The organism is Pseudooceanicola atlanticus (genome assembly GCF_000768315.1).
Lineage (GTDB): Bacteria > Pseudomonadota > Alphaproteobacteria > Rhodobacterales > Rhodobacteraceae > Pseudooceanicola > Pseudooceanicola atlanticus.
In genome coordinates this window covers 479,182-496,543 of the sequence record NZ_AQQX01000003.1, presented here as the reverse complement: position 1 = coordinate 496,543, position 17,362 = coordinate 479,182, and the positions used below count along the sequence as shown (strand labels likewise).

The 17,362-nt window shown below is 65.4% G+C and carries 17 protein-coding genes and 1 tRNA gene; 10 read left to right on the top strand and 8 right to left on the bottom strand.

Going from position 1 to position 17,362, the window contains the following annotated elements; all coding sequences use genetic code 11:
• Positions 1-135 precede the first annotated feature (135 nt).
• Positions 136-1,704 (top strand): bifunctional metallophosphatase/5'-nucleotidase, encoded by a 1,569-nt coding sequence (locus ATO9_RS10250; protein ID WP_043748100.1) that lies wholly within the window; start codon positions 136-138, stop codon positions 1,702-1,704.
• Between the two features lie 79 nt (positions 1,705-1,783).
• On the opposite strand, the gene ATO9_RS10245 is transcribed toward ATO9_RS10250, so the two are convergent.
• Both ATO9_RS10245 and ATO9_RS10240 read right to left on the bottom strand, forming a co-directional pair.
• Positions 1,784-2,746: a pirin family protein gene (locus ATO9_RS10245; RefSeq protein WP_043748098.1), complete on the bottom strand. Its 963-nt coding sequence runs from the start codon at positions 2,744-2,746 to the stop codon at positions 1,784-1,786.
• A 19-nt stretch (positions 2,747-2,765) separates the two neighbouring features.
• Positions 2,766-3,053: a GNAT family N-acetyltransferase gene (locus tag ATO9_RS10240; protein ID WP_043748097.1), complete on the bottom strand. Its 288-nt coding sequence runs from the start codon at positions 3,051-3,053 to the stop codon at positions 2,766-2,768.
• Between the two features lie 236 nt (positions 3,054-3,289).
• Between ATO9_RS10240 and ATO9_RS10235 the strand changes: the two genes are divergently transcribed.
• The 3 genes from ATO9_RS10235 (at position 3,290) to ATO9_RS10225 (ending at position 4,872) form a co-directional block, all read left to right on the top strand.
• Complete coding sequence (locus tag ATO9_RS10235) at positions 3,290-3,799, top strand: lytic transglycosylase domain-containing protein (RefSeq protein WP_052418228.1); 510 nt, start codon at positions 3,290-3,292, stop codon at positions 3,797-3,799.
• A 69-nt stretch (positions 3,800-3,868) separates the two neighbouring features.
• Entirely contained in the window at positions 3,869-4,174 is a 306-nt protein-coding gene (locus ATO9_RS10230; RefSeq protein ID WP_043748094.1) for a DnaJ family domain-containing protein, read from the top strand.
• A gap of 35 nt (positions 4,175-4,209) precedes the next feature.
• Entirely contained in the window at positions 4,210-4,872 is a 663-nt protein-coding gene (locus ATO9_RS10225; RefSeq protein ID WP_043748092.1) for an SOS response-associated peptidase, read from the top strand.
• Between the two features lie 3 nt (positions 4,873-4,875).
• Here the strand turns inward: ATO9_RS10225 and ATO9_RS10220 are convergent, their stop codons facing one another.
• Complete coding sequence (locus tag ATO9_RS10220) at positions 4,876-5,487, bottom strand: hypothetical protein (RefSeq protein WP_043748090.1); 612 nt, start codon at positions 5,485-5,487, stop codon at positions 4,876-4,878.
• Between the two features lie 167 nt (positions 5,488-5,654).
• On the opposite strand from ATO9_RS10220, the gene ATO9_RS10215 reads away from it, so the two are divergent.
• Together ATO9_RS10215 and ATO9_RS10210 are read left to right on the top strand one after the other, a co-directional pair.
• The gene (locus tag ATO9_RS10215; RefSeq protein ID WP_043748088.1) at positions 5,655-5,987 is read left to right on the top strand and encodes an ElaB/YgaM/YqjD family protein; all 333 of its coding nucleotides are present in this window, start codon (positions 5,655-5,657) and stop codon (positions 5,985-5,987) included.
• A gap of 10 nt (positions 5,988-5,997) precedes the next feature.
• Complete coding sequence (locus tag ATO9_RS10210) at positions 5,998-6,324, top strand: hypothetical protein (RefSeq protein WP_043748085.1); 327 nt, start codon at positions 5,998-6,000, stop codon at positions 6,322-6,324.
• A 108-nt stretch (positions 6,325-6,432) separates the two neighbouring features.
• Here the strand turns inward: ATO9_RS10210 and ATO9_RS10205 are convergent, their stop codons facing one another.
• From ATO9_RS10205 to ATO9_RS10190, 4 genes are all read right to left on the bottom strand, one after another.
• Positions 6,433-6,873, bottom strand: coding sequence for a winged helix DNA-binding protein (locus ATO9_RS10205; protein ID WP_043748673.1), 441 nt, complete (start codon positions 6,871-6,873; stop codon positions 6,433-6,435).
• An 89-nt stretch (positions 6,874-6,962) separates the two neighbouring features.
• Positions 6,963-8,258 (bottom strand): TRAP transporter large permease, encoded by a 1,296-nt coding sequence (locus ATO9_RS10200; RefSeq protein WP_043748082.1) that lies wholly within the window; start codon positions 8,256-8,258, stop codon positions 6,963-6,965.
• Positions 8,258-8,800 carry a TRAP transporter small permease gene (locus tag ATO9_RS10195; RefSeq protein WP_043748080.1) on the bottom strand — a complete coding sequence of 181 codons (543 nt, stop codon included), beginning with the start codon at positions 8,798-8,800 and terminating at the stop codon, positions 8,258-8,260. The genes ATO9_RS10200 and ATO9_RS10195 overlap by 1 nt, the downstream gene beginning before the upstream one ends.
• Positions 8,801-8,894: 94 nt before the next feature.
• On the bottom strand, positions 8,895-9,869 hold the full coding sequence (locus ATO9_RS10190; protein WP_052418227.1) for a TRAP transporter substrate-binding protein: 975 nt from the start codon (positions 9,867-9,869) through the stop codon (positions 8,895-8,897).
• A 153-nt stretch (positions 9,870-10,022) separates the two neighbouring features.
• On the opposite strand from ATO9_RS10190, the gene ATO9_RS10185 reads away from it, so the two are divergent.
• Positions 10,023-13,619 (top strand): hydantoinase B/oxoprolinase family protein, encoded by a 3,597-nt coding sequence (locus ATO9_RS10185; protein ID WP_043748075.1) that lies wholly within the window; start codon positions 10,023-10,025, stop codon positions 13,617-13,619.
• Positions 13,620-13,685: 66 nt separating this feature from the next.
• On the opposite strand, the gene ATO9_RS10180 is transcribed toward ATO9_RS10185, so the two are convergent.
• Positions 13,686-14,078: a response regulator gene (locus ATO9_RS10180; protein WP_043748072.1), complete on the bottom strand. Its 393-nt coding sequence runs from the start codon at positions 14,076-14,078 to the stop codon at positions 13,686-13,688.
• 134 nt (positions 14,079-14,212) lie between these two features.
• Between ATO9_RS10180 and ATO9_RS10175 the strand changes: the two genes are divergently transcribed.
• The 3 genes from ATO9_RS10175 (at position 14,213) to ATO9_RS10165 (ending at position 17,215) form a co-directional block, all read left to right on the top strand.
• Positions 14,213-14,286 (top strand) — tRNA-Gly (locus ATO9_RS10175).
• Between the two features lie 175 nt (positions 14,287-14,461).
• Positions 14,462-15,271 carry an SDR family NAD(P)-dependent oxidoreductase gene (locus ATO9_RS10170; RefSeq protein WP_043748071.1) on the top strand — a complete coding sequence of 270 codons (810 nt, stop codon included), beginning with the start codon at positions 14,462-14,464 and terminating at the stop codon, positions 15,269-15,271.
• 129 nt (positions 15,272-15,400) lie between these two features.
• The gene (locus ATO9_RS10165; protein WP_052418226.1) at positions 15,401-17,215 is read left to right on the top strand and encodes an ABC transporter transmembrane domain-containing protein; all 1,815 of its coding nucleotides are present in this window, start codon (positions 15,401-15,403) and stop codon (positions 17,213-17,215) included.
• Positions 17,216-17,362: the final 147 nt, after the last annotated feature.

Below are 17,362 nucleotides of genomic sequence, written 5' to 3'. Positions count from 1 at the left end.
CTAAGCAATTGCCTGATCGGGCGGCTGCCCCAAGGTCATTGGCAAACCCGTGCCACCGGGCCCGCAATGTGCTTTGACTCGGTTCGAGTTGCGGTGCAGCATCTTCTGCACAACTCTACCAACAGGGGAATTTCCATGTCTTTTCGTCTGCTGACCAGCGCCGCTGCCCTGGCCCTCACCTCTGGTGTGGCCATGGCGGATTATTCGCTGACCATTCTTCATACCAACGATTTCCACGCCCGTTTCGAACCGATCTCCAAATACGACAGCGGCTGTTCGGCCGAGGACAACGATGCCGGTGAGTGCTTTGGTGGCTCTGCCCGCCTGATTACCGCGATCGAAGAGGCGCGCGGCCGGTCCAACAACTCCATCCTCGTGGATGGCGGCGACCAGTTCCAGGGCACGCTGTTCTACACCTATTACAAGGGCAAGCTGGCCGCCGAGATGATGAACAAGATGGGCTACACGGCGATGACCGTGGGCAACCACGAGTTCGACGATGGCCCCGAAGTTCTGCGCGGTTTCATGGATGCGGTTGAATTCCCGGTCCTGATGTCCAACGCCGATGTCTCGGGCGAGCCGCTGCTGGCCGATGTGCTGATGAAATCCACGGTGATCGAGCAGGGCGGCGAGAAGATCGGCCTGATCGGCCTGACGCCGCAGGACACCGACGAGCTGGCCTCGCCGGGGCCGAACATCATCTTCACCGATCCGTCGGACGCCGTTCAGGGCGAGGTCGACAAGCTGACCGAAGCGGGCGTGAACAAGATCATCGTTCTGTCGCATTCGGGTTATGGCGTGGACCAGACGGTGGCAGAGAACACCACCGGGGTCGACGTGATCGTGGGCGGCCATACCAACACGCTGCTGGGGGACATGGACCGCGCCGAAGGCCCGTATCCGACCATGGTGGGCAACACCGCCATCGTGTCCGCCTATGCCTATGGCAAGTTCCTGGGCGAGCTGAACGTGACCTTCGACGACGAGGGCAACGTGACCGAAGCCACTGGCGCGCCGATCATCATGGACGCGGCCGTGACCGAGGACGAGGCCACCAAGGCCCGCATCGCCGAAGCCGCCGCGCCGCTGGATGAAATCCGCAACCGCGTCGTGGCCGAGACCTCGGAAGCGATCGAAGGCAACCGCGACGTCTGCCGGGCGCAGGAATGTTCGATGGGCAACCTGGTGGCCGATGCCATGCTGGACCGCGTGGCCGATCAGGGCGTGCAGATCGCCATTGCCAATAGCGGTGGCCTGCGTGCCTCCATCGATGCGGGCGAGGTGACCATGGGCGAAGTGCTGACCGTGCTGCCGTTCCAGAACACGCTGTCGACCTTCGAAACCGATGGCGCGACCATCATCGAGGCGCTTGAGAACGGTGTCAGCCAGGTTGCCGACGGCGCAGGCCGCTTCCCGCAGGTCGCAGGGCTGAAATTCACCTTCGACGCCTCTGCCGAACCGGGCAGCCGCGTGTCGGACGTGATGGTGATGGACGGCGATGCCTTTGCGCCCATCGACCCTGAGGCGACCTACCTGGCCGTGACCAACAACTACGTCCGCAATGGCGGCGACGGCTACGCGATGTTCAAGGACGCCGAGAACGCCTACGATTTCGGCCCCGACCTGGCTGACGTGACGGCGGAGTTCCTGGCCGCGAACGCGCCATACACGCCCTACACGGACGGGCGCATCACCCAGAAGTAAGCGCCGCCCCTATGGGACGGCAAACCCCGCCGGTGCGAACCGGCGGGGTTTTCTTTTGCGCGATTGGGGCCGAGCGGGCTCAGCGCTTGATCTTCATGTTGTCCATGTCGTCGGTGATCGGAATGAACTCCTCCTCGTCGCCGGGGGGCAGGCGGAAAGGGCCGTTATCCCAGTCGGCGGCCTTCCAGTCCTTCTTGGCCTCTTCGATCCGGTCGGGCGAGGACGAGACGAAGTTCCACCACATGTAGCGCGGCCCGTTCAGCGTCTCGCCGCCAAGCGCCATGACACGCGCGCCCTGCGGTCCCGCCTTGACCGAGATGCGGTCGCCCGGACGGAACACCATCATGCGCCCGGCCTCGAAGGTTTCGCCCGCGATTTCGATCTCGCCCTGGGTGACGTAAATCCCGCGATCCTCGTGGTCGTCGGGCAGCGGCAGGTGCCCGCCGGGAGCGAGGGTGACATCGGCATAGAAGATGTCGGACTGCATCGTGACCGGCGCGCGTTCGCCCCAGGCAGTGCCCAGGATCAGCCGGGCCGAGGACCCGGCCTCTTCCAGCAGGGGCAGGGCGTCGGCGCCGTGATGTTCGAAGGCGGGGGCCATTTCCTCGCGATCCTCGGGCAGGGCGACCCAGGTCTGAATGCCGAAAAGGCTGTGCCGGGTTGCGCGGGTCTGGGCCGAGGTCCGCTCGGAATGGGTGACCCCGCGCCCGGCGAGCATCCAGTTGACCTCTCCGGGGTGGATCATCTGGTGGGTGCCGAGGCTGTCGCGATGTTCGAACTCGCCCTTGTAGAGATAGGTCACGGTGCCCAGGCCGATATGCGGATGCGGGCGCACGTCGATGCCGCCCTCCGTGATGAATTCGGCGGGGCCCATCTGGTCGAAGAAGATGAACGGCCCGACCATCTGCCGGTCTTTCGAAGGCAGGGCGCGGCGGACCTCGAACCCGCCGAGATCGCGGGCACGAGGGATGATGACGGTTTCCAGGGCGTCGAGCCCGGCTTCGGTTTCGCAATCCGGGGAATGTGTCGGGTTCCAGCTCATGGGGACCTCCTGTGGCGGATCAGACGAACACGTCCGACCATTCGGGGTGACGGAACAGCTGTGCCTTCACGAAGGGGCAGAGCGGGACGATGCGGTAGCCTTCCGCGCGGGCATCGGCGACCAGCGCTTCGACCAGGGCGATGCCGACGCGCCGGCCGCCCAGGGCCTCTGGCACACCGGTATGATCGGCGATGATCGTGGTGGCGTTCATGCGCGAATAGGTCAGTTCGGCCTCGTGGCCGTCGAGGGTGACGACGAACCGGCCTTTCCGTTCGCCATCTTCCTTGGTTACGTTCAGGTCTGTCATCGGGGCTCCTCCGCTTTGTGTGCTTGAAGACAAGGTGGCGTATCGCGGGGAAAATACACTTCTCTAATTCCGCACAATTGCTGCGCAGGGGTCGGGTTTGGCAGCGCATGGGCCGCTGTAGGTGCGGGTCTTGCGCGGAAGGGCGCGCATCGGGCGGGGTGGTGACGTCTGCCCCTTGTCTGAAAGGGCATTTCTGGTGCCATAGCGGTCACGCAAACAACAAACGGAATCGCGGAATGGTGAAACGGCGCAATTGGTGCGGGGCGGCGCTGGCCCTGTCGGTCGGTCTGGGTCTGCTGGCGGGATGTGCCCCGACGCAGGCGCCCGAAGTGTCGCGGGCGGCGCCGCCGCTCTATCCCAATGAGACGGCCGAGCTGCGGGTGCTCGTGAATAAGTATGCCGACCATTACGAGGTGCCCCGGTCGCTGGTCCACCGCGTCATTCAGCGCGAAAGCGATTACCGCCCCCATGCGCGCAACGGTCCCTATTACGGGATGATGCAGATCCTGCCGGCCACGGCACGCGGCATGGGGTTCCAGGGCCAGCCGAATGACCTGCTGGATGCCGAAACCAATCTGAAATGGGCGGTGAAATACCTGCGCGGCGCGTGGTTGCTGTCCTACGGGGACGAACCGACGGCGGTGCAATGGTATGCGCGCGGCTATTACTACGAGGCCCGCGACCGCTGCATGCTGGTCGAGACGGAGCTTCTGGACCGCGAGATCCGCAAATCATGCCGCAAGTGAGGTCTGTCCTGACCTGCCCCATCTTGACTTGATCCCGCGAAGCCCAACATTGGGACGAGAGGTGACGCCATGGACCATCCCCTGATCGACCTGATCTCGGCCAAGATCGCCGAGGCCGAAGCCAAGGGCGAGTTTAACAACCTGCCCGGCGCGGGCAAGCCGCTGCCCCGCGTGGACGACCCCGAGAACGCCCTGATCCGCCGGATCATGGAGGAAAACGGGGCCGAGCCGGAATTCATCACGCTGGGGCGCGAATTGAAGCGCCTGCGCGGGGAGCTGGCGGGCGTCACCGATGAGGTCAAGCGCCGCGACATCATGAAGGACATGTCGATGATGGAGGCCCGGATCGACATGGCCCGCAAGGCCTGGCGCTGATGGACCTGGCGCGCGCCTGCCGCTAGCCTCGTCCCATGTGTGGACGTTTTGCCGTAACCCTGCCGCCCGATGCGATGGCGCAATTGTTCGAGGCGCAGCCCGCCAATGATCTGGCGGGCGTGCCCAATTACAACGTCTGCCCAACCGTTCCGATCAATGTCTGTTCGCTGGGCGAGGGCGGGCGGCGGCTGACGGCGATGCGGTGGGGCTTTGTCCCGCATTGGTACAAGACGCCGAGTGACGGCCCGCTGCTGATCAATGCCCGCGCCGAAACCGTGGCCGAGAAACCGGCCTTCCGGCAGGCGGCACGGGAACGGCGCTGCCTGATCGCGATGGACGGGTTCTATGAATGGGACCGGGCGGGCGATCAGAAGCTGCCCTGGTTCATCCACCGTCGCGATGGCGCGCCGATGGTGGTGGCCGGCATCTGGCAGGGCTGGGACAAGGGCGAGCAGCTCCTGACCACCTGCGCCATCGTCACCACAGAGGCGAAAGGCCAGATGGCGGAGATCCATAACCGCATCCCCGTCCTGCTGGAGCCTGAGGATTGGGGCCTGTGGCTGGGCGAGAACGGAAAAGGCGCGGCCCGTCTGATGACGGCCGCGCCCGATGAGGTCTACGACATGTACCGCGTCGGGACGGAGGTCAATTCCAACCGTGCCACCGGCGAGGGGCTGATCGAACCGCTGGACGCGTGACGATCAGTTGTTACCCAGGCCGAGATCGGTGTTCAGGCCAAGGCCCAGACCGACATTGTTGACCACACCACCCACCATGGCCAGTGTCTTGCCGAGGCCCGCGGCATTACCCTTGGGCTTGCCGTCCTTGCCGATGATCTGGCCGTTGTGATTGATCAGGTCGCCGAGGTCCACAACAGCGGGGATGTCTTCCAGCAGAAGCCGCCCGGTCATGTTGGTCCAGGACCAGCTGCTGACCTTCTTTTCGAAGTTCAGGCCGGTGTCGTGGTCGATCATGAACTGCCAGCTGTCACCCTTGTAAAGGTAATCGCTCGTCCAGGAATTGTCCGTCGCCTCGACCCGCTGGGTCGTGTAGGCGAGCTGGTAGAACTTCACGGTATCGCCCAGCTGGGCGTGGATCTCGTCGGGCATGAAGCCGTTGCCGACCATGTAGACGACGTGCATGACGCCAGTCGGTTCGACCGGTTCGGGTTCTGGCTCAGGTTCTGGTTCCCAGCAGCCGAACCAGCACCATTGCGCCTGCGAGGGTGTCGCGGACATGCTGAGCAACGTCAGGACCAGCAATACGCGCAGTATCCCCAGCACAGACTTGGAGTGAGTGGTCTGTTCGTTCATTGGATAACAATCTGTAAATGCCTGTTTCGATGACGATTTATTAAAGTTTGAATATGGCCAAAATGTGCCCGGAAATCGCCTTTTTCCAAGCGATTTAACGGGTTTCGGAACCAATCTTGGGGTGAGGTCGTTGAGATGCAAAGGACGTGAAACAACAGGAGTTTCAAATGGCCCATAATGGCACGAACACCTCGATGAAGACTGAAGCAACTTCGGACGATGTCAAGGCACAGATTTCGGCGCTGCAGGCCGATATGGCAGAGCTGACCCGCACCGTCACCGAGTATGGCCGGGCCCGTGGCCGCTATGCCCGCGACACTGCGTCGGGCAAGGCGGACGAAATGCGCCACCGTGCCGAAGCGCTTGGCCGTGACGCCGAAGCGCAGGTCAAGGCAAGCTATGCGCAGGCCGAAGGGGCCGTGCGCGATAACCCCGCCGCTGCCGTCGGCATTGCGGCCGGTATCGGCTTTGTGCTGGGTCTGATTTCGGCCCGCCGGTAAGGAGCGACGCATGTTGATGTCGCTGAAACTTGGAATGCGCCGCGCGGGCTTTGGCCTGGGCGGCCTTCTGCTGATGGCGATCGGGGCAGGGTTCCTGACCGTCGCCGCCTGGATCGCTCTGGCCGAGGCGCATGACGCGCAATATGCCGCTCTGATCATCGGGTCGGTCTATTTCGGACTTGGGGCCCTCGTCGTAGCGTTCGGTACGCGCCGACCTGTTGGCTATGTGCCGCCCACCACCGCCGCCGCGATGACCACGGGCGGATTGGGTGCTGCCTTTGCGCAGGGCTTTGGCGCAGGGGCCGCCGCACGGCAGGCGATGAAATCCAGCCACTGACATTGCCGAAGGAATTCGAAGGCGGATCAGGGTGCTGCGAGGTGACGTTCACGTTCGCAGCGCCTTTTTCCGTGCGCGGAGACCACACGGCCTGGCAGGGCGTCGACGTCAGAGACTGGCTGCAGCCCGGGCCGCCTGGTCGTAGCCACCCGACATGGCACGCAGCAGCGCGGCGAGGCGCGACACATCCGCCGGGTCGATGCCGGTTTCCTTGAGGGACCGGATCAACAGCGCCTCGCGCACCTTGCCATAGCGGCGGCAAAGCTCTGCGCCTTCTTCGGTGATCGAAACGGTCTTTTCCTTCGCCTTGCGCCCCGAGGTGATCAGCTTGCGCTCGGTCAGTTTGCGCAGGGCGTAATTGACCGTATGCGTGTCCTCGATGTTCAGGACGAGGCAGATATCGGCCAGGGTCTTGGGCCGTTCGCGGTGATGGACAAGGTGCAGCACCTGGATTTCCAGCGGCGCCATGCCGGGGTGGCCGGCGGCGTCCATGCAGCGGGTCATCCAGCGCTGGAAGGCGTGGTTGCCCATGGCCAGCGCGAACTCCATCTCGGACACCTCCGGCATGGCGGAGTTCGCCAGATGCGCGGAGGAGACGACGGGGCCGATCTTGAAACGGTCTTCTTCGGTCATTTTCATCACATTGTCCGGGGCAGCCAGAGGGCGATCTGCGGGAATATCGACAGAAGCGCAACCGCGATCACCAGGATCAGGAAGAAGGGCGCGGCATATCCCGCCAGGGTCAGCACGTCGCGCCCGGTGATCTTCTGCAGCACGAAAAGGTTGAAGCCGACGGGCGGGGTGATCTGGCTCATCTCGACGACGATCACGAGGAAGACGCCGAACCAGATCGGGTCCAGCCCGACCTGCGTGACCATCGGGAGGATGATCGACACGGTCAGCACGACCATGGAAATCCCGTCGAGGAACATGCCCATCACGATGAAGAACACGGTCAGCGCGGCCAGCAGGGCATAGGGCGACAGGCCCATGGCACCGATCCAGGCGGCCAGTGCGCGCGGGATGCCGGTATAGCCCATGGCGACGGTCAGGAATCCGGCGCCGGCCATGATGAAAGCGATCATGCAGGTCGTGGTCGAGGCCGCCAGCAGGCTGTCGCCCATCCCCTTCCAGCTGGCCGCGCCGGTGGCCCAGGCCAGCAGCATCGCGCCGGTGACGCCGATCACCGCTGCCTCGGTGGGCGATGCGATGCCGGCATAGATCGACCCGATGACGGCGACGATCAGCCCGACGACGGGCAGCAGGCGCATCAGGGCGGCAAAGCTGTTGCTGTCATCGGCCGCGGGTTCGGCCTCGGGCATGCGGGACCGGTTCAGCAGGGCCCAGATCATGATGTATCCGGAGAACATCAGCGCCAGCATCAGGCCGGGCAGCAGGCCCGCCAGGAACAGCTGGGCGATGGATTGCTCGGTCGCGGCGCCGTAGACGATCAGGATGATCGAGGGCGGGATCAGGAAGCCGAAGGTGCCGGCGCCCGCCAGCGTGCCGATGGCCATTTTCGGGTCATAGCCGCGTGCCAGCAGTTCCGGCACGGACATCCGGCCGATCGTCGCGGTCGTCGCGGCAGAGGAGCCCGAGACGGCGGCGAAAAGCGCGCAGCCCAGCACGTTGACGTGCAGCAGGCGGCCAGGAAGGCGACGAGTGAAGGGCGAAAGGCCTTCGAACATGTCCGAGGACAGCCGCGACCGGACCAGGATTTCCCCCATCCAGATGAACATCGGCAGCGAGGTCAGATCCCAGATCGTCAGGCTGCCCCAGACCTTGGTGGCAAAGACCAGAGTAACCGGAGCCGAGGAGGCCGCAACCATGGCGACGAGCCCCACGGCGATCAGCGCGAAACCGATCCAGAGCCCTGCCGCCAGCGCGACGAACAGGACGACGATGAGAAGGGGGGCGAGGGTTGCGATTTCCATCAGGCCTCTCCCTGTTCGTGTTCGGCGTAGTGGGGTGTGCCGCCGCGGATCACGGTGACAAGGCTGTCGATCAACGCGATGCAGAGCAGGACCAGCCCGAAGGTCATCACCCCCTGCGGCAGCCAGAGCGGCACGCGGACCATCCCGAAGGACACGCTGTCATAGACCCAGGAATCCCAGGCTTGCAGCCAAGAGGACCAGGTGGCGAAGGCACACAGGCCCGCCGCGATAATGAGGACCAGCGCCTCGAGCGGGCGGGCGATGGTCGGGGGCAGGGCGCCGGTCAGCAGGCTGACGCGCACATGGCCGCCCCGGGCAAAGGTGCCGGCGAGGCCGAGGAACACGGCCGACAGGAAGAGGAACCCGCCGATTTCGGCCAACGAGGGTACGGTGATGCCGGGCGGCACGGCGCCGAGGGCGCGGGCGCCGCGGTCGATCAGGCGGCCGATGATCTGCACCAGCACCAGCGCCGCGATGGCGGCGAATGCGGCGGCGGCAAGGATCAATGCTCCTGAATAGAGCCGGTCGAGTGTCTGTCGCATGATGGGCCGTTCCCCTCGGGGCCGGGTGTGATCCGGCCGATTGGTCTGGATGGTCGGGGCGTGGTACCGCCCCGACCGGATGTCAGAGGTGGAATTACTGACCGTTATAGGTGTCGACGACGGCCTTGCCTTCGTCACCGGCCTCTTCCAGCCATTCCTGGGTCATGGTCTCGCCGATGGCGGCCAGTTCTTCCAGCAGCGTGTCGGAGGGATCGGAGACGGTCATGCCGTTGGCCTCGAGCTCGGCCAGTTTCTCGGCGGTTTCGGCCTTGGACATGTCCCAGCCGCGGGTTTCGGCTGCGGCGGCGGCCTCCATCAGGGCGGCCTTGGTCTCGTCCGACAGGGCGTCCAGCGCGCGGGTGTTCACGATGACCATGTTCTTGGGCAGCCAGGCCTGAAGCTCGGTGTAGTTGGACACGAAATCCCATGCCTGCGAGGACACGCCGGTGGAGGGCGAGGTGATCATCGCGTCGGCGCGGCCGGTCGAGAACGCGGTCGGGATGTCGCCGGTTTCGATCTGGGTCGGCACGGCGCCCATCAGCTGCGCCAGGCGCTCGGTCGCGTTGTTATAGGCGCGGAAGGCCGCTCCTTCGAGGTCCGCAGTGCTTTCGACCGGGCCGCTGGTGTAAAGGCTCTGCCCCGGCCACGGCACGGCATAGAGAAGGGTCAGGCCCTGCTCGGCCAGCTTTTCCTCGACCAGCGGGCGGGAGGCATCCCACAGTTTCATCGCCTCGTCGTAGTTCGAGGCCAGGAAGGGGATCGAGTCGATGGCGAAGATCGGGTCTTCGTTCGCCAGGCGCGACATCAGCGTTTCGCCGATGGGCGCGAGGCCTCGGCGGACCGAATCCTTGATTTCCGGGTGGGCGAAGAGCGAACCGGCGGAATGCACGGTGATCTCGAGATCGCCACCGGTGGCTTCGGTCACGTCTTCGGCGAACTGGATGATGTTCTGGGTGTGGAACACGCTGTCGCCATAGGGCGTGGGCATGTCCCAGGTTTCGGCCATGGCCGGTGCGGCCAATGCGGCAAGGGCCCCGGCGAGGAGAGGCATACGTAGCGTCTTGGTCATGGGTCTTTCTCCCTGGATGTCGTTTTTCTGAGCAGCCGACCGGGGCGTTTGCCCGGCCGATTGCATTGTGACGTGACAGGACCTTGACAGACTCACTTAAGTTTCGTCAACAAATTGTAAGCAAAATGACGGCATCATGCGGGAATTAGATGAATGATTGAGCAATCGGCACGCAAGGAATGGGATTTCTGGATCGACCGCGGGGGCACGTTTACAGATGTTATTGCGCGATCGCCCGACGGCAACCTGGCCGCGATGAAGCTGTTGTCGGAGAATCCCGGCGTCTACGAGGACGCGGCGATCGAGGGGATTCGCCGCCATCTGGGGGAAGATGAGATCGACCCGGCCCGCGTCGGCACCGTGCGGATGGGCACGACCGTGGCGACAAATGCGCTGCTGGAACGCAAGGGCGACCGGACCCTGCTGCTGATCACCAGGGGCTTCCGCGATGCGCTGCGGATCGCTTACCAGGACCGGCCTGACATTTTCGCCAAGGAAATCACGCTGCCCGAACAGCTGTACGAGCAGGTGGTCGAGGTCGAGGAACGGGTGCGCGCCGATGGCAGCGTCGAAACCGCGCTGGACCCCGAAAGCGCCCGCGCGGCGCTGGCCGCGGCCAAGGCGGACGGGATCGACGCGGTTGCCATCGTGCTGATGCACGCCTGGGCTGCCCCCGCCCATGAAGAGGCGCTGGCCCGCATCGCGCGGGAAGAGGGCTTTGGCCAGATCTCGGTCAGCCACGAGGTGTCGCCGCTGATCAAGCTGGTGGGGCGGGGCGACACGACGGTGGTGGACGCCTACCTTACGCCGATCCTGTCGCGCTATGTCGACCGGGTCGCAAAGGCCCTGGGCGCGACACCGCCGGATCAGGCGGGTCCCACGCTTCTGTTCATGATGTCCTCCGGCGGGCTGACCGCGGCGGACCGGTTCAAGGGGCGCGACGCGATCCTGTCGGGGCCCGCGGGTGGCGTTGTGGGCATGGCGCGCACCGGGCAGATCGCCGGGCATGACAAGGTGATCGGCTTTGACATGGGCGGCACCTCGACCGACGTGGCGCATTTCGACGGCGCCTTCGAGCGGGCGTTCGAAACGCAGGTGGCCGGCGTGCGGATGCGCACGCCGATGGTGCAGGTGCATACGGTGGCCGCCGGGGGCGGGTCGATCCTGCATGCCGATCCCGGTCGGTTCCGGGTGGGCCCCGACAGCGCGGGGGCGCATCCCGGGCCGGCCTGTTACCGGGGCGGTGGCCCGCTGACCGTGACCGATGCCAATGTCATGCTGGGCAAGCTGAACCCCGACTACTTCCCCGCCATCTTCGGCCCCGACCAGGACCAGACACTGGACCGCGACACCGTGGCCGCCAAGTTCGCCGAGATTGCCGGCGACAAGGCCCCCGAGGAGGTCGCGGAAGGGTTCCTGCGCATCGCGGTCGAAAGCATGGCCAACGCGGTCAAGAAGATCTCGGTCCAGCGGGGGCATGACGTGACCGGCTACCTGCTGAACGCCTTCGGCGGCGCGGGCGGGCAGCATGCCTGCCTGGTGGCCGATGCGCTCGGCATGAGCCAGGTGCTGATCCATCCGCTGTCGGGCCTGCTGTCGGCCTACGGTATAGGCCTGGCCCGCGTGACCGAGGCGCGACAACAGGGGCTGGAGGCGGTCTTTGGCGAGACCGCGGATATCGGGCCCGCCCTCGAGCGGCTGGAAGGCGAGGTGCGCCAGGCGCTGGCCGAACAGGGCGTCAGCGACGAGGTCGAGATCCGGCGGCGCCTGCATCTGCGCTATGCGGGCACCGACACGGCGCTTCCGGTCCGCTGGGCCGATGACGAGGCCGCCGCCCGCGCAGAGTTCGAAGCGGCGCACAAGGCGGAGTTCGGTTTTACCGATCCCGATACGCAGCTGGTGGTCGAAGCGGTCGAGGTCGAGGGCGAGGCGCCGGATCATGCGGGCACCGATGACAGCCACGACCTGACCGAGGGCGCCGCGGAGATCGAGGCGCGCGTCCCGGTCTTTTCGGGTGGCACCTGGCACGAGGCGGCGATCGTGCGGCGCGACGCGCTGACGCCGGGCCGTCACGTGCAGGGCCCCGCGCTGGTCATCGAGACGAACCAGACCATTGTCGTCGAACCCGGCTGGCGGGCCGAGGTGTCGGGGCACGATCATGTCATGATGACCCGGGTCGAGGCCGCGAACCGCGCCGATGCGGTCGGCACCAAGGCCGACCCGGTGCTGCTGGAGGTGTTCAACAACCTCTTCATGAACATCGCCGAACAGATGGGCGTTGCGCTGCAGAAAACCGCACGGTCGGTGAACATCAAGGAACGGCTCGATTTTTCCTGCGCGGTGTTCGACCGGGACGGGGCGCTGGTGGCCAACGCGCCGCATATGCCGGTGCATCTGGGCTCCATGGATCGTTCGGTCGAGGCGATCATCCGGCAGAATGCGGGCAAGGTGCGCCCGGGCGACGTCTTTGCGCTGAACGCGCCCTATAACGGGGGCACGCATCTGCCGGACATCACCGTGGTGACGCCGGTCTTCGAGGAAGACGAAATCCTGTTCTGGACCGCCTCGCGCGGGCACCACGCCGATGTGGGTGGGATCGCGCCCGGGTCGATGACGCCGCGCGCCACCAGCGTCGAGGAAGAAGGCGTGCTGATCGACAACTTCCTGCTGGTCGAGGATGGCCGGTTCCGCGAAGCCGCGCTGCGCGAGGTGCTGACCGACCATGCCTGGCCCTGCCGCAACCCCGATCAGAACGTCGCCGACCTGAAGGCGCAGGTCGCCGCCAATGCCCGTGGCGCGGCAGAGCTGCGTCGGATGATCGAGTTGTTCGGACTGGACGTCGTGCAGGCCTATATGGGCCACGTGCAGGACAATGCCGCCGCCGAGGTCGCCCGCGTTCTGGGCCGGCTGGAGGATGGCGAATACGAATATCCCACCGATACCGGCCAGGTCATTCGCGTGAAGATCACCATTGACCGTGAGGCGGGCGAGGCGGTCGTTGATTTCACCGGCACCTCGCCGATGCAGAAGAACAACTTCAACGCGCCCGAGCCGGTGACGCGGGCCGCCGTTCTTTATGTCTTCCGGGTCATGGTGGAGGCGCCGATCCCGATGAATGCGGGCTGCCTGCGGCCGATCAAGATCATCGTGCCCGAAGGCTGCATGCTGGCGCCGACCTATCCGGCGGCGGTCGTGGCGGGCAATGTCGAGACCTCTCAGCACGTGACGAACGCGCTGTTCGGGGCGCTTGGCGCCATGTCGAACAGCGAGGGGACGATGAACAACCTGACCTTCGGCAACGAGACCTACCAGTATTACGAGACGATCTGCGCAGGGTCCCCGGCGGGGCGCTGGAATGACGGGCGGGAATTTGACGGCCAGGCCGGGGTGCATGTCCACATGACCAATTCGCGCCTGACCGATCCGGAGATCCTGGAAAGCCGTTATCCCGTGATGCTGGAGGATTTCCGCATCGACGAAGGCTCTGGCGGGGCAGGGCGGGTGCGTGGCGGTGACGGCACGACCCGCGTGATCCGGTTCCTGGAGCCGATGGACCTGTCGATCCTGTCCTCGCACCGGGACCACGCGCCGCAGGGCCTGATGGGCGGGGCAGAGGGGCGCCGGGGCAAGACCCAGGTGCGCCGCCTGTCCGGCAAGGTCGAAACCCTTGCCCCCTGTGACCAGACAGAGCTGGAGGCCGGCGAGGCGGTCATCGTCGTGACCCCGACACCGGGGGGCTATGGCGGCTGAACTAGTCGTCCGAGCTGAAACCCGAAACGGCCCGGCATCGCGCCGGGCCGTTTTTCTGGGCCGTTTTCAGTGGCGGGTCATGCCGTAGGGCAGCAATCCCTGCAGGACGTTCGAATTGAACTGGTCCTTGGTCAGCACCTCTTTCACGTTGGCCGAGCGGGCCTTGGCGTACATGAAGGGCGAGGGCCAATCGCTGACCATGACGATGGGAATCGCCCCCATCCGTCGACTGCCGGCCAGTTCCATCGCGAAATCCGCGCCCAGCCCGTCGCGCAGGGAATTGTCGAGGAAGATCATCTGGTAATCCTCGTCCATCAATTTGGTCCGGGCGCTGGAGAGACTGGGGGCGAAATCGACCGAACAGGCGGGTTTGGCATGCGAAAAGATGCGGCTGAAGCGCAGGCGGTCGACCTCGCTGTCCTCGACCACGAGGCATCTGATTTTCGCTGCGCCTGTCATTCACCCCATCCCGGTCGCAATGGAAACCTTGCCGAGCAATAGGGCCAAATCCGTAACATTTGGATAATGCCGCAGCGGCGCAGGACCGGCTTGACGGGGCAGGGCGGGTGTGGAATATCCTCCACTCCTGTTGAGCGGGTATGGTGTAATGGTAGCGCCCTAGCCTTCCAAGCTAGTCGTGCGGGTTCGATTCCCGCTACCCGCTCCAGATTTTCCGCCCAGGCCAATGGCCCTGCGACCCGCCCGATGGCGGGTTTTTTCGTGTTTGGTGCCTCGGCTCTTGGATTCTACCGAACGGTAAGTAATATTTCCGCTCAGTCGGGCGATGCGCCCGGGCTCTGGGAGGAGACAGACATGACGAATTCGAACCAAGGCGCCACGGCATGAGCGGCGCGGAGATACCCTCGGCCTTTGCGGTGACGGGGAAGGTGGCGGTGGTCACGGGGGCCGGGTCGCGGGCCGACGGGATCGGCAATGGGCGCGCGGCTTCTATCCTGCTGGCGCGGCACGGGGCGAAAGTGGCCCTGATCGATGCCAACAGGGAATGGGCCGAGGCAACGCTGGCGATGATCGAGGCACAGGGCGGCACGGCGGCCGTCTATGCCTGCGACGTGGCGGAGGAGGCGGCCTGCAAGGACACGGTTGCCGCAATCACCGAGGAACTGGGCGTGCCGGATATCCTGGTGAACAACGTGGGGATCGGTGGACCGGACGGCACGGCGCTGGATGTCGACATGGCCGAATGGGACAAGGCGATGGCGGTCAACGTGTCCTCGATGGTGCTGATGGCGCGGGCCTGCCTGCCCGGCATGATCGAGAAGGGGGCGGGATCCATCGTCAATATCTCGTCCGTCGCCGGTTTGATCGGCGGGCATCCGAAGCTGCTTTATCCGACGTCCAAGGGCGCGGTGGTGCAGATGACGCGGGCCATGGCGACCCACCACGGCCGTGACGGGGTGCGGGTGAACTGCATCTGCCCCGGCATGGTCTACACGCCGATGGTCTATACCCGCGGCATGGACGACACAGCCCGCGACGCGCGGCGCAAGCGGTCGTTGTTGCAGGTCGAGGGATCGGGCTGGGATGTCGGCAATGCCGTGGCCTTCCTGGCCTCGGACGCGGCCCGATGGGTCACCGGGGCGGTTCTGCCCGTGGATGCCGGCGCGACGGCGGGGCGGCATCGCGACGGCTGAGAGCCCGGCGGGCGTGGTGCGTCAGATGCGACCGGGTGGCGGGCCGCGGGTTGACCCGGAGAGACGGGGCCGCCATGTAGCGGGAGCCCGGCCCCGGGCAGGCCCCTAGACCAGTGCAAGGACCCCTCCATGGCGCGCCGCCCGACCCTGAGCCCAACCGCTGAAGACCGCGAGAAGAGCCGCCGCGTCGGGGCGCTGGCCGAGCTTTGGCCCTATCTGCGCCCCTACCGCCTGTTGCTGGGTGCGGCTTTCCTGGCGCTGGTGCTGACGGCTTCGGTGTCGCTGATGCTGCCATTGGCCGTGCGGCGGGTGGTCGACAATTTCGGGTCGGATGCGTCGGGCCTGCTGGACCAGTATTTCGCCGCCGCCATTGGTTTTGCCGGGCTTCTGGCCCTTGGCACGGGGCTACGCTACGCGCTGGTCACGCGGCTGGGCGAACGGGTTGTGGCCGATATCCGCAAGGCCGTGTTCGGCCGGGTCATCGGGATGAGCCCGGCCTTCTACGAAACCACGATGACCGGCGAAGTGCTGAGCCGGATCACCACCGACACGACGCTGATCCAGTCGGTAATCGGCTCCTCCATTTCGATCGCGCTGCGCAACATGCTGATCTTCATGGGCGGGCTGGTGCTGATGCTGTTCACCTCGGCCAAGCTGACGGGGCTGGTGCTGCTGATCGTGCCGGCGGTGATCGTACCGATCCTGACGCTGGGTCGACGCCTGCGGGTGCTGAGCCGCGAAAACCAGGACTGGATCGCGGCCTCGTCGGGGAACGCGTCGGAGGCGCTGTTGTCGGTGCAGACCGTCCAGGCCTTCACCCATGAGCGGCGATCGCGGGATGAGTTCGACCGGGTGACCGAGGAAAGCTTCAACTCCGCCCGCAAGCGGATCACGGCGCGGGCCGTGATGACGATGATCGTGATCTTCCTGATCTTCTCGGGCGTGGTCGGGGTGCTGTGGATCGGCGCCCATGACGTGCGTCAGGGCGAGATGTCGACCGGCGCGTTGGTGCAGTTCGTGATCTATTCGGTCATGGTTGCAGGCTCCGTCGCGGCCCTGTCGGAGATCTGGGGCGAGGTGCAGCGCGCCGCCGGGGCGACCGAACGGCTGGTGGAGCTGTTGCAGATCCGCGATCAGGTCCAGGACCCCGATGCGCCGCTGGCGCTGCCGGAACCGGTGCGGGGGGCGATCGATTTCGAGGGCGTGACATTCTCTTACCCCTCGCGACCCGCCGAACCGGCACTGGACAACGTGACGCTTCATGTGAAGCCAGGCGAGACCGTGGCGCTGGTCGGCCCGTCCGGGGCGGGCAAGTCGACGGTGATCCAGATGATCCTGCGGTTCTACGACCCGGCCAAGGGTCAGGTGCGGCTGGACGGTGCCGATCTGAAGACGCTGGAGCGTCGGGCCTTCCGCCGGACCATGGCGCTGGTGCCGCAGGACCCGGTGATCTTCGCAGCCTCGGCGCGCGATAACATCCGTTTCGGCTGGCCCGATGCCTCGGATGCGGAGGTCGAGGCGGCCGCGCGTGCCGCTGCGGCCCATGACTTCATCACCCAGCTGCCCGACGGTTATGACAGCCCGCTGGGCGAACGCGGCGTGATGCTGTCAGGCGGCCAGAAACAGCGCATCGCCATTGCCCGGGCCATCCTGCGCGACGCCCCTGTCCTGCTGCTGGACGAGGCGACCTCGGCCCTGGATGCGGAAAGCGAGCGACTGGTGCAGCAGGCGGTGGAAACCGTTGCCGAAGGCCGCACGACCATCGTGATCGCGCACCGCCTGTCCACCGTCAAGAAGGCCGACCGCATCGTCGTGATGGAACGCGGCCGTATCGTCGCAGAGGGCACCCATAACGAGCTGGTGGCGCAGGAAGGGCTTTACGCGCGGCTGGCGAAGCTGCAATTTACCGAAGGTTTGTCGGATGTGGTGCCCCATCCCGAGTGATCTGTCGGAATTGCGGCGGGTCTTTGCCCCGATCGCAGTCATCTCGGCATGGATGTGATCCCGCGACCCGATCAGGATTTTTCGTTTCAGGCTTCCGCAAACGTCAACGCAGGGTCAAGCTTGCGTTAACAGGCGTTGTCCCCCATC

What these genes read in the sequence shown, in the direction of transcription:
- ATO9_RS10250 (WP_043748100.1), top strand. Translation starts at nt 136, where the DNA reads ATGTCTTTTCGTCTGCTGACCAGCGCCGCTGCCCTGGCCCTCACCTCT.
- ATO9_RS10245 (WP_043748098.1), bottom strand. Translation starts at nt 2,746, where the DNA reads ATGAGCTGGAACCCGACACATTCCCCGGATTGCGAAACCGAAGCCGGG.
- ATO9_RS10240 (WP_043748097.1), bottom strand. Translation starts at nt 3,053, where the DNA reads ATGACAGACCTGAACGTAACCAAGGAAGATGGCGAACGGAAAGGCCGG.
- ATO9_RS10235 (WP_052418228.1), top strand. Translation starts at nt 3,290, where the DNA reads ATGGTGAAACGGCGCAATTGGTGCGGGGCGGCGCTGGCCCTGTCGGTC.
- ATO9_RS10230 (WP_043748094.1), top strand. Translation starts at nt 3,869, where the DNA reads ATGGACCATCCCCTGATCGACCTGATCTCGGCCAAGATCGCCGAGGCC.
- ATO9_RS10225 (WP_043748092.1), top strand. Translation starts at nt 4,210, where the DNA reads ATGTGTGGACGTTTTGCCGTAACCCTGCCGCCCGATGCGATGGCGCAA.
- ATO9_RS10220 (WP_043748090.1), bottom strand. Translation starts at nt 5,487, where the DNA reads ATGAACGAACAGACCACTCACTCCAAGTCTGTGCTGGGGATACTGCGC.
- ATO9_RS10215 (WP_043748088.1), top strand. Translation starts at nt 5,655, where the DNA reads ATGGCCCATAATGGCACGAACACCTCGATGAAGACTGAAGCAACTTCG.
- ATO9_RS10210 (WP_043748085.1), top strand. Translation starts at nt 5,998, where the DNA reads ATGTTGATGTCGCTGAAACTTGGAATGCGCCGCGCGGGCTTTGGCCTG.
- ATO9_RS10205 (WP_043748673.1), bottom strand. Translation starts at nt 6,873, where the DNA reads ATGGAGTTCGCGCTGGCCATGGGCAACCACGCCTTCCAGCGCTGGATG.
- ATO9_RS10200 (WP_043748082.1), bottom strand. Translation starts at nt 8,258, where the DNA reads ATGGAAATCGCAACCCTCGCCCCCCTTCTCATCGTCGTCCTGTTCGTC.
- ATO9_RS10195 (WP_043748080.1), bottom strand. Translation starts at nt 8,800, where the DNA reads ATGCGACAGACACTCGACCGGCTCTATTCAGGAGCATTGATCCTTGCC.
- ATO9_RS10190 (WP_052418227.1), bottom strand. Translation starts at nt 9,869, where the DNA reads ATGACCAAGACGCTACGTATGCCTCTCCTCGCCGGGGCCCTTGCCGCA.
- ATO9_RS10185 (WP_043748075.1), top strand. Translation starts at nt 10,023, where the DNA reads ATGATTGAGCAATCGGCACGCAAGGAATGGGATTTCTGGATCGACCGC.
- ATO9_RS10180 (WP_043748072.1), bottom strand. Translation starts at nt 14,078, where the DNA reads ATGACAGGCGCAGCGAAAATCAGATGCCTCGTGGTCGAGGACAGCGAG.
- ATO9_RS10170 (WP_043748071.1), top strand. Translation starts at nt 14,462, where the DNA reads ATGAGCGGCGCGGAGATACCCTCGGCCTTTGCGGTGACGGGGAAGGTG.
- ATO9_RS10165 (WP_052418226.1), top strand. Translation starts at nt 15,401, where the DNA reads ATGGCGCGCCGCCCGACCCTGAGCCCAACCGCTGAAGACCGCGAGAAG.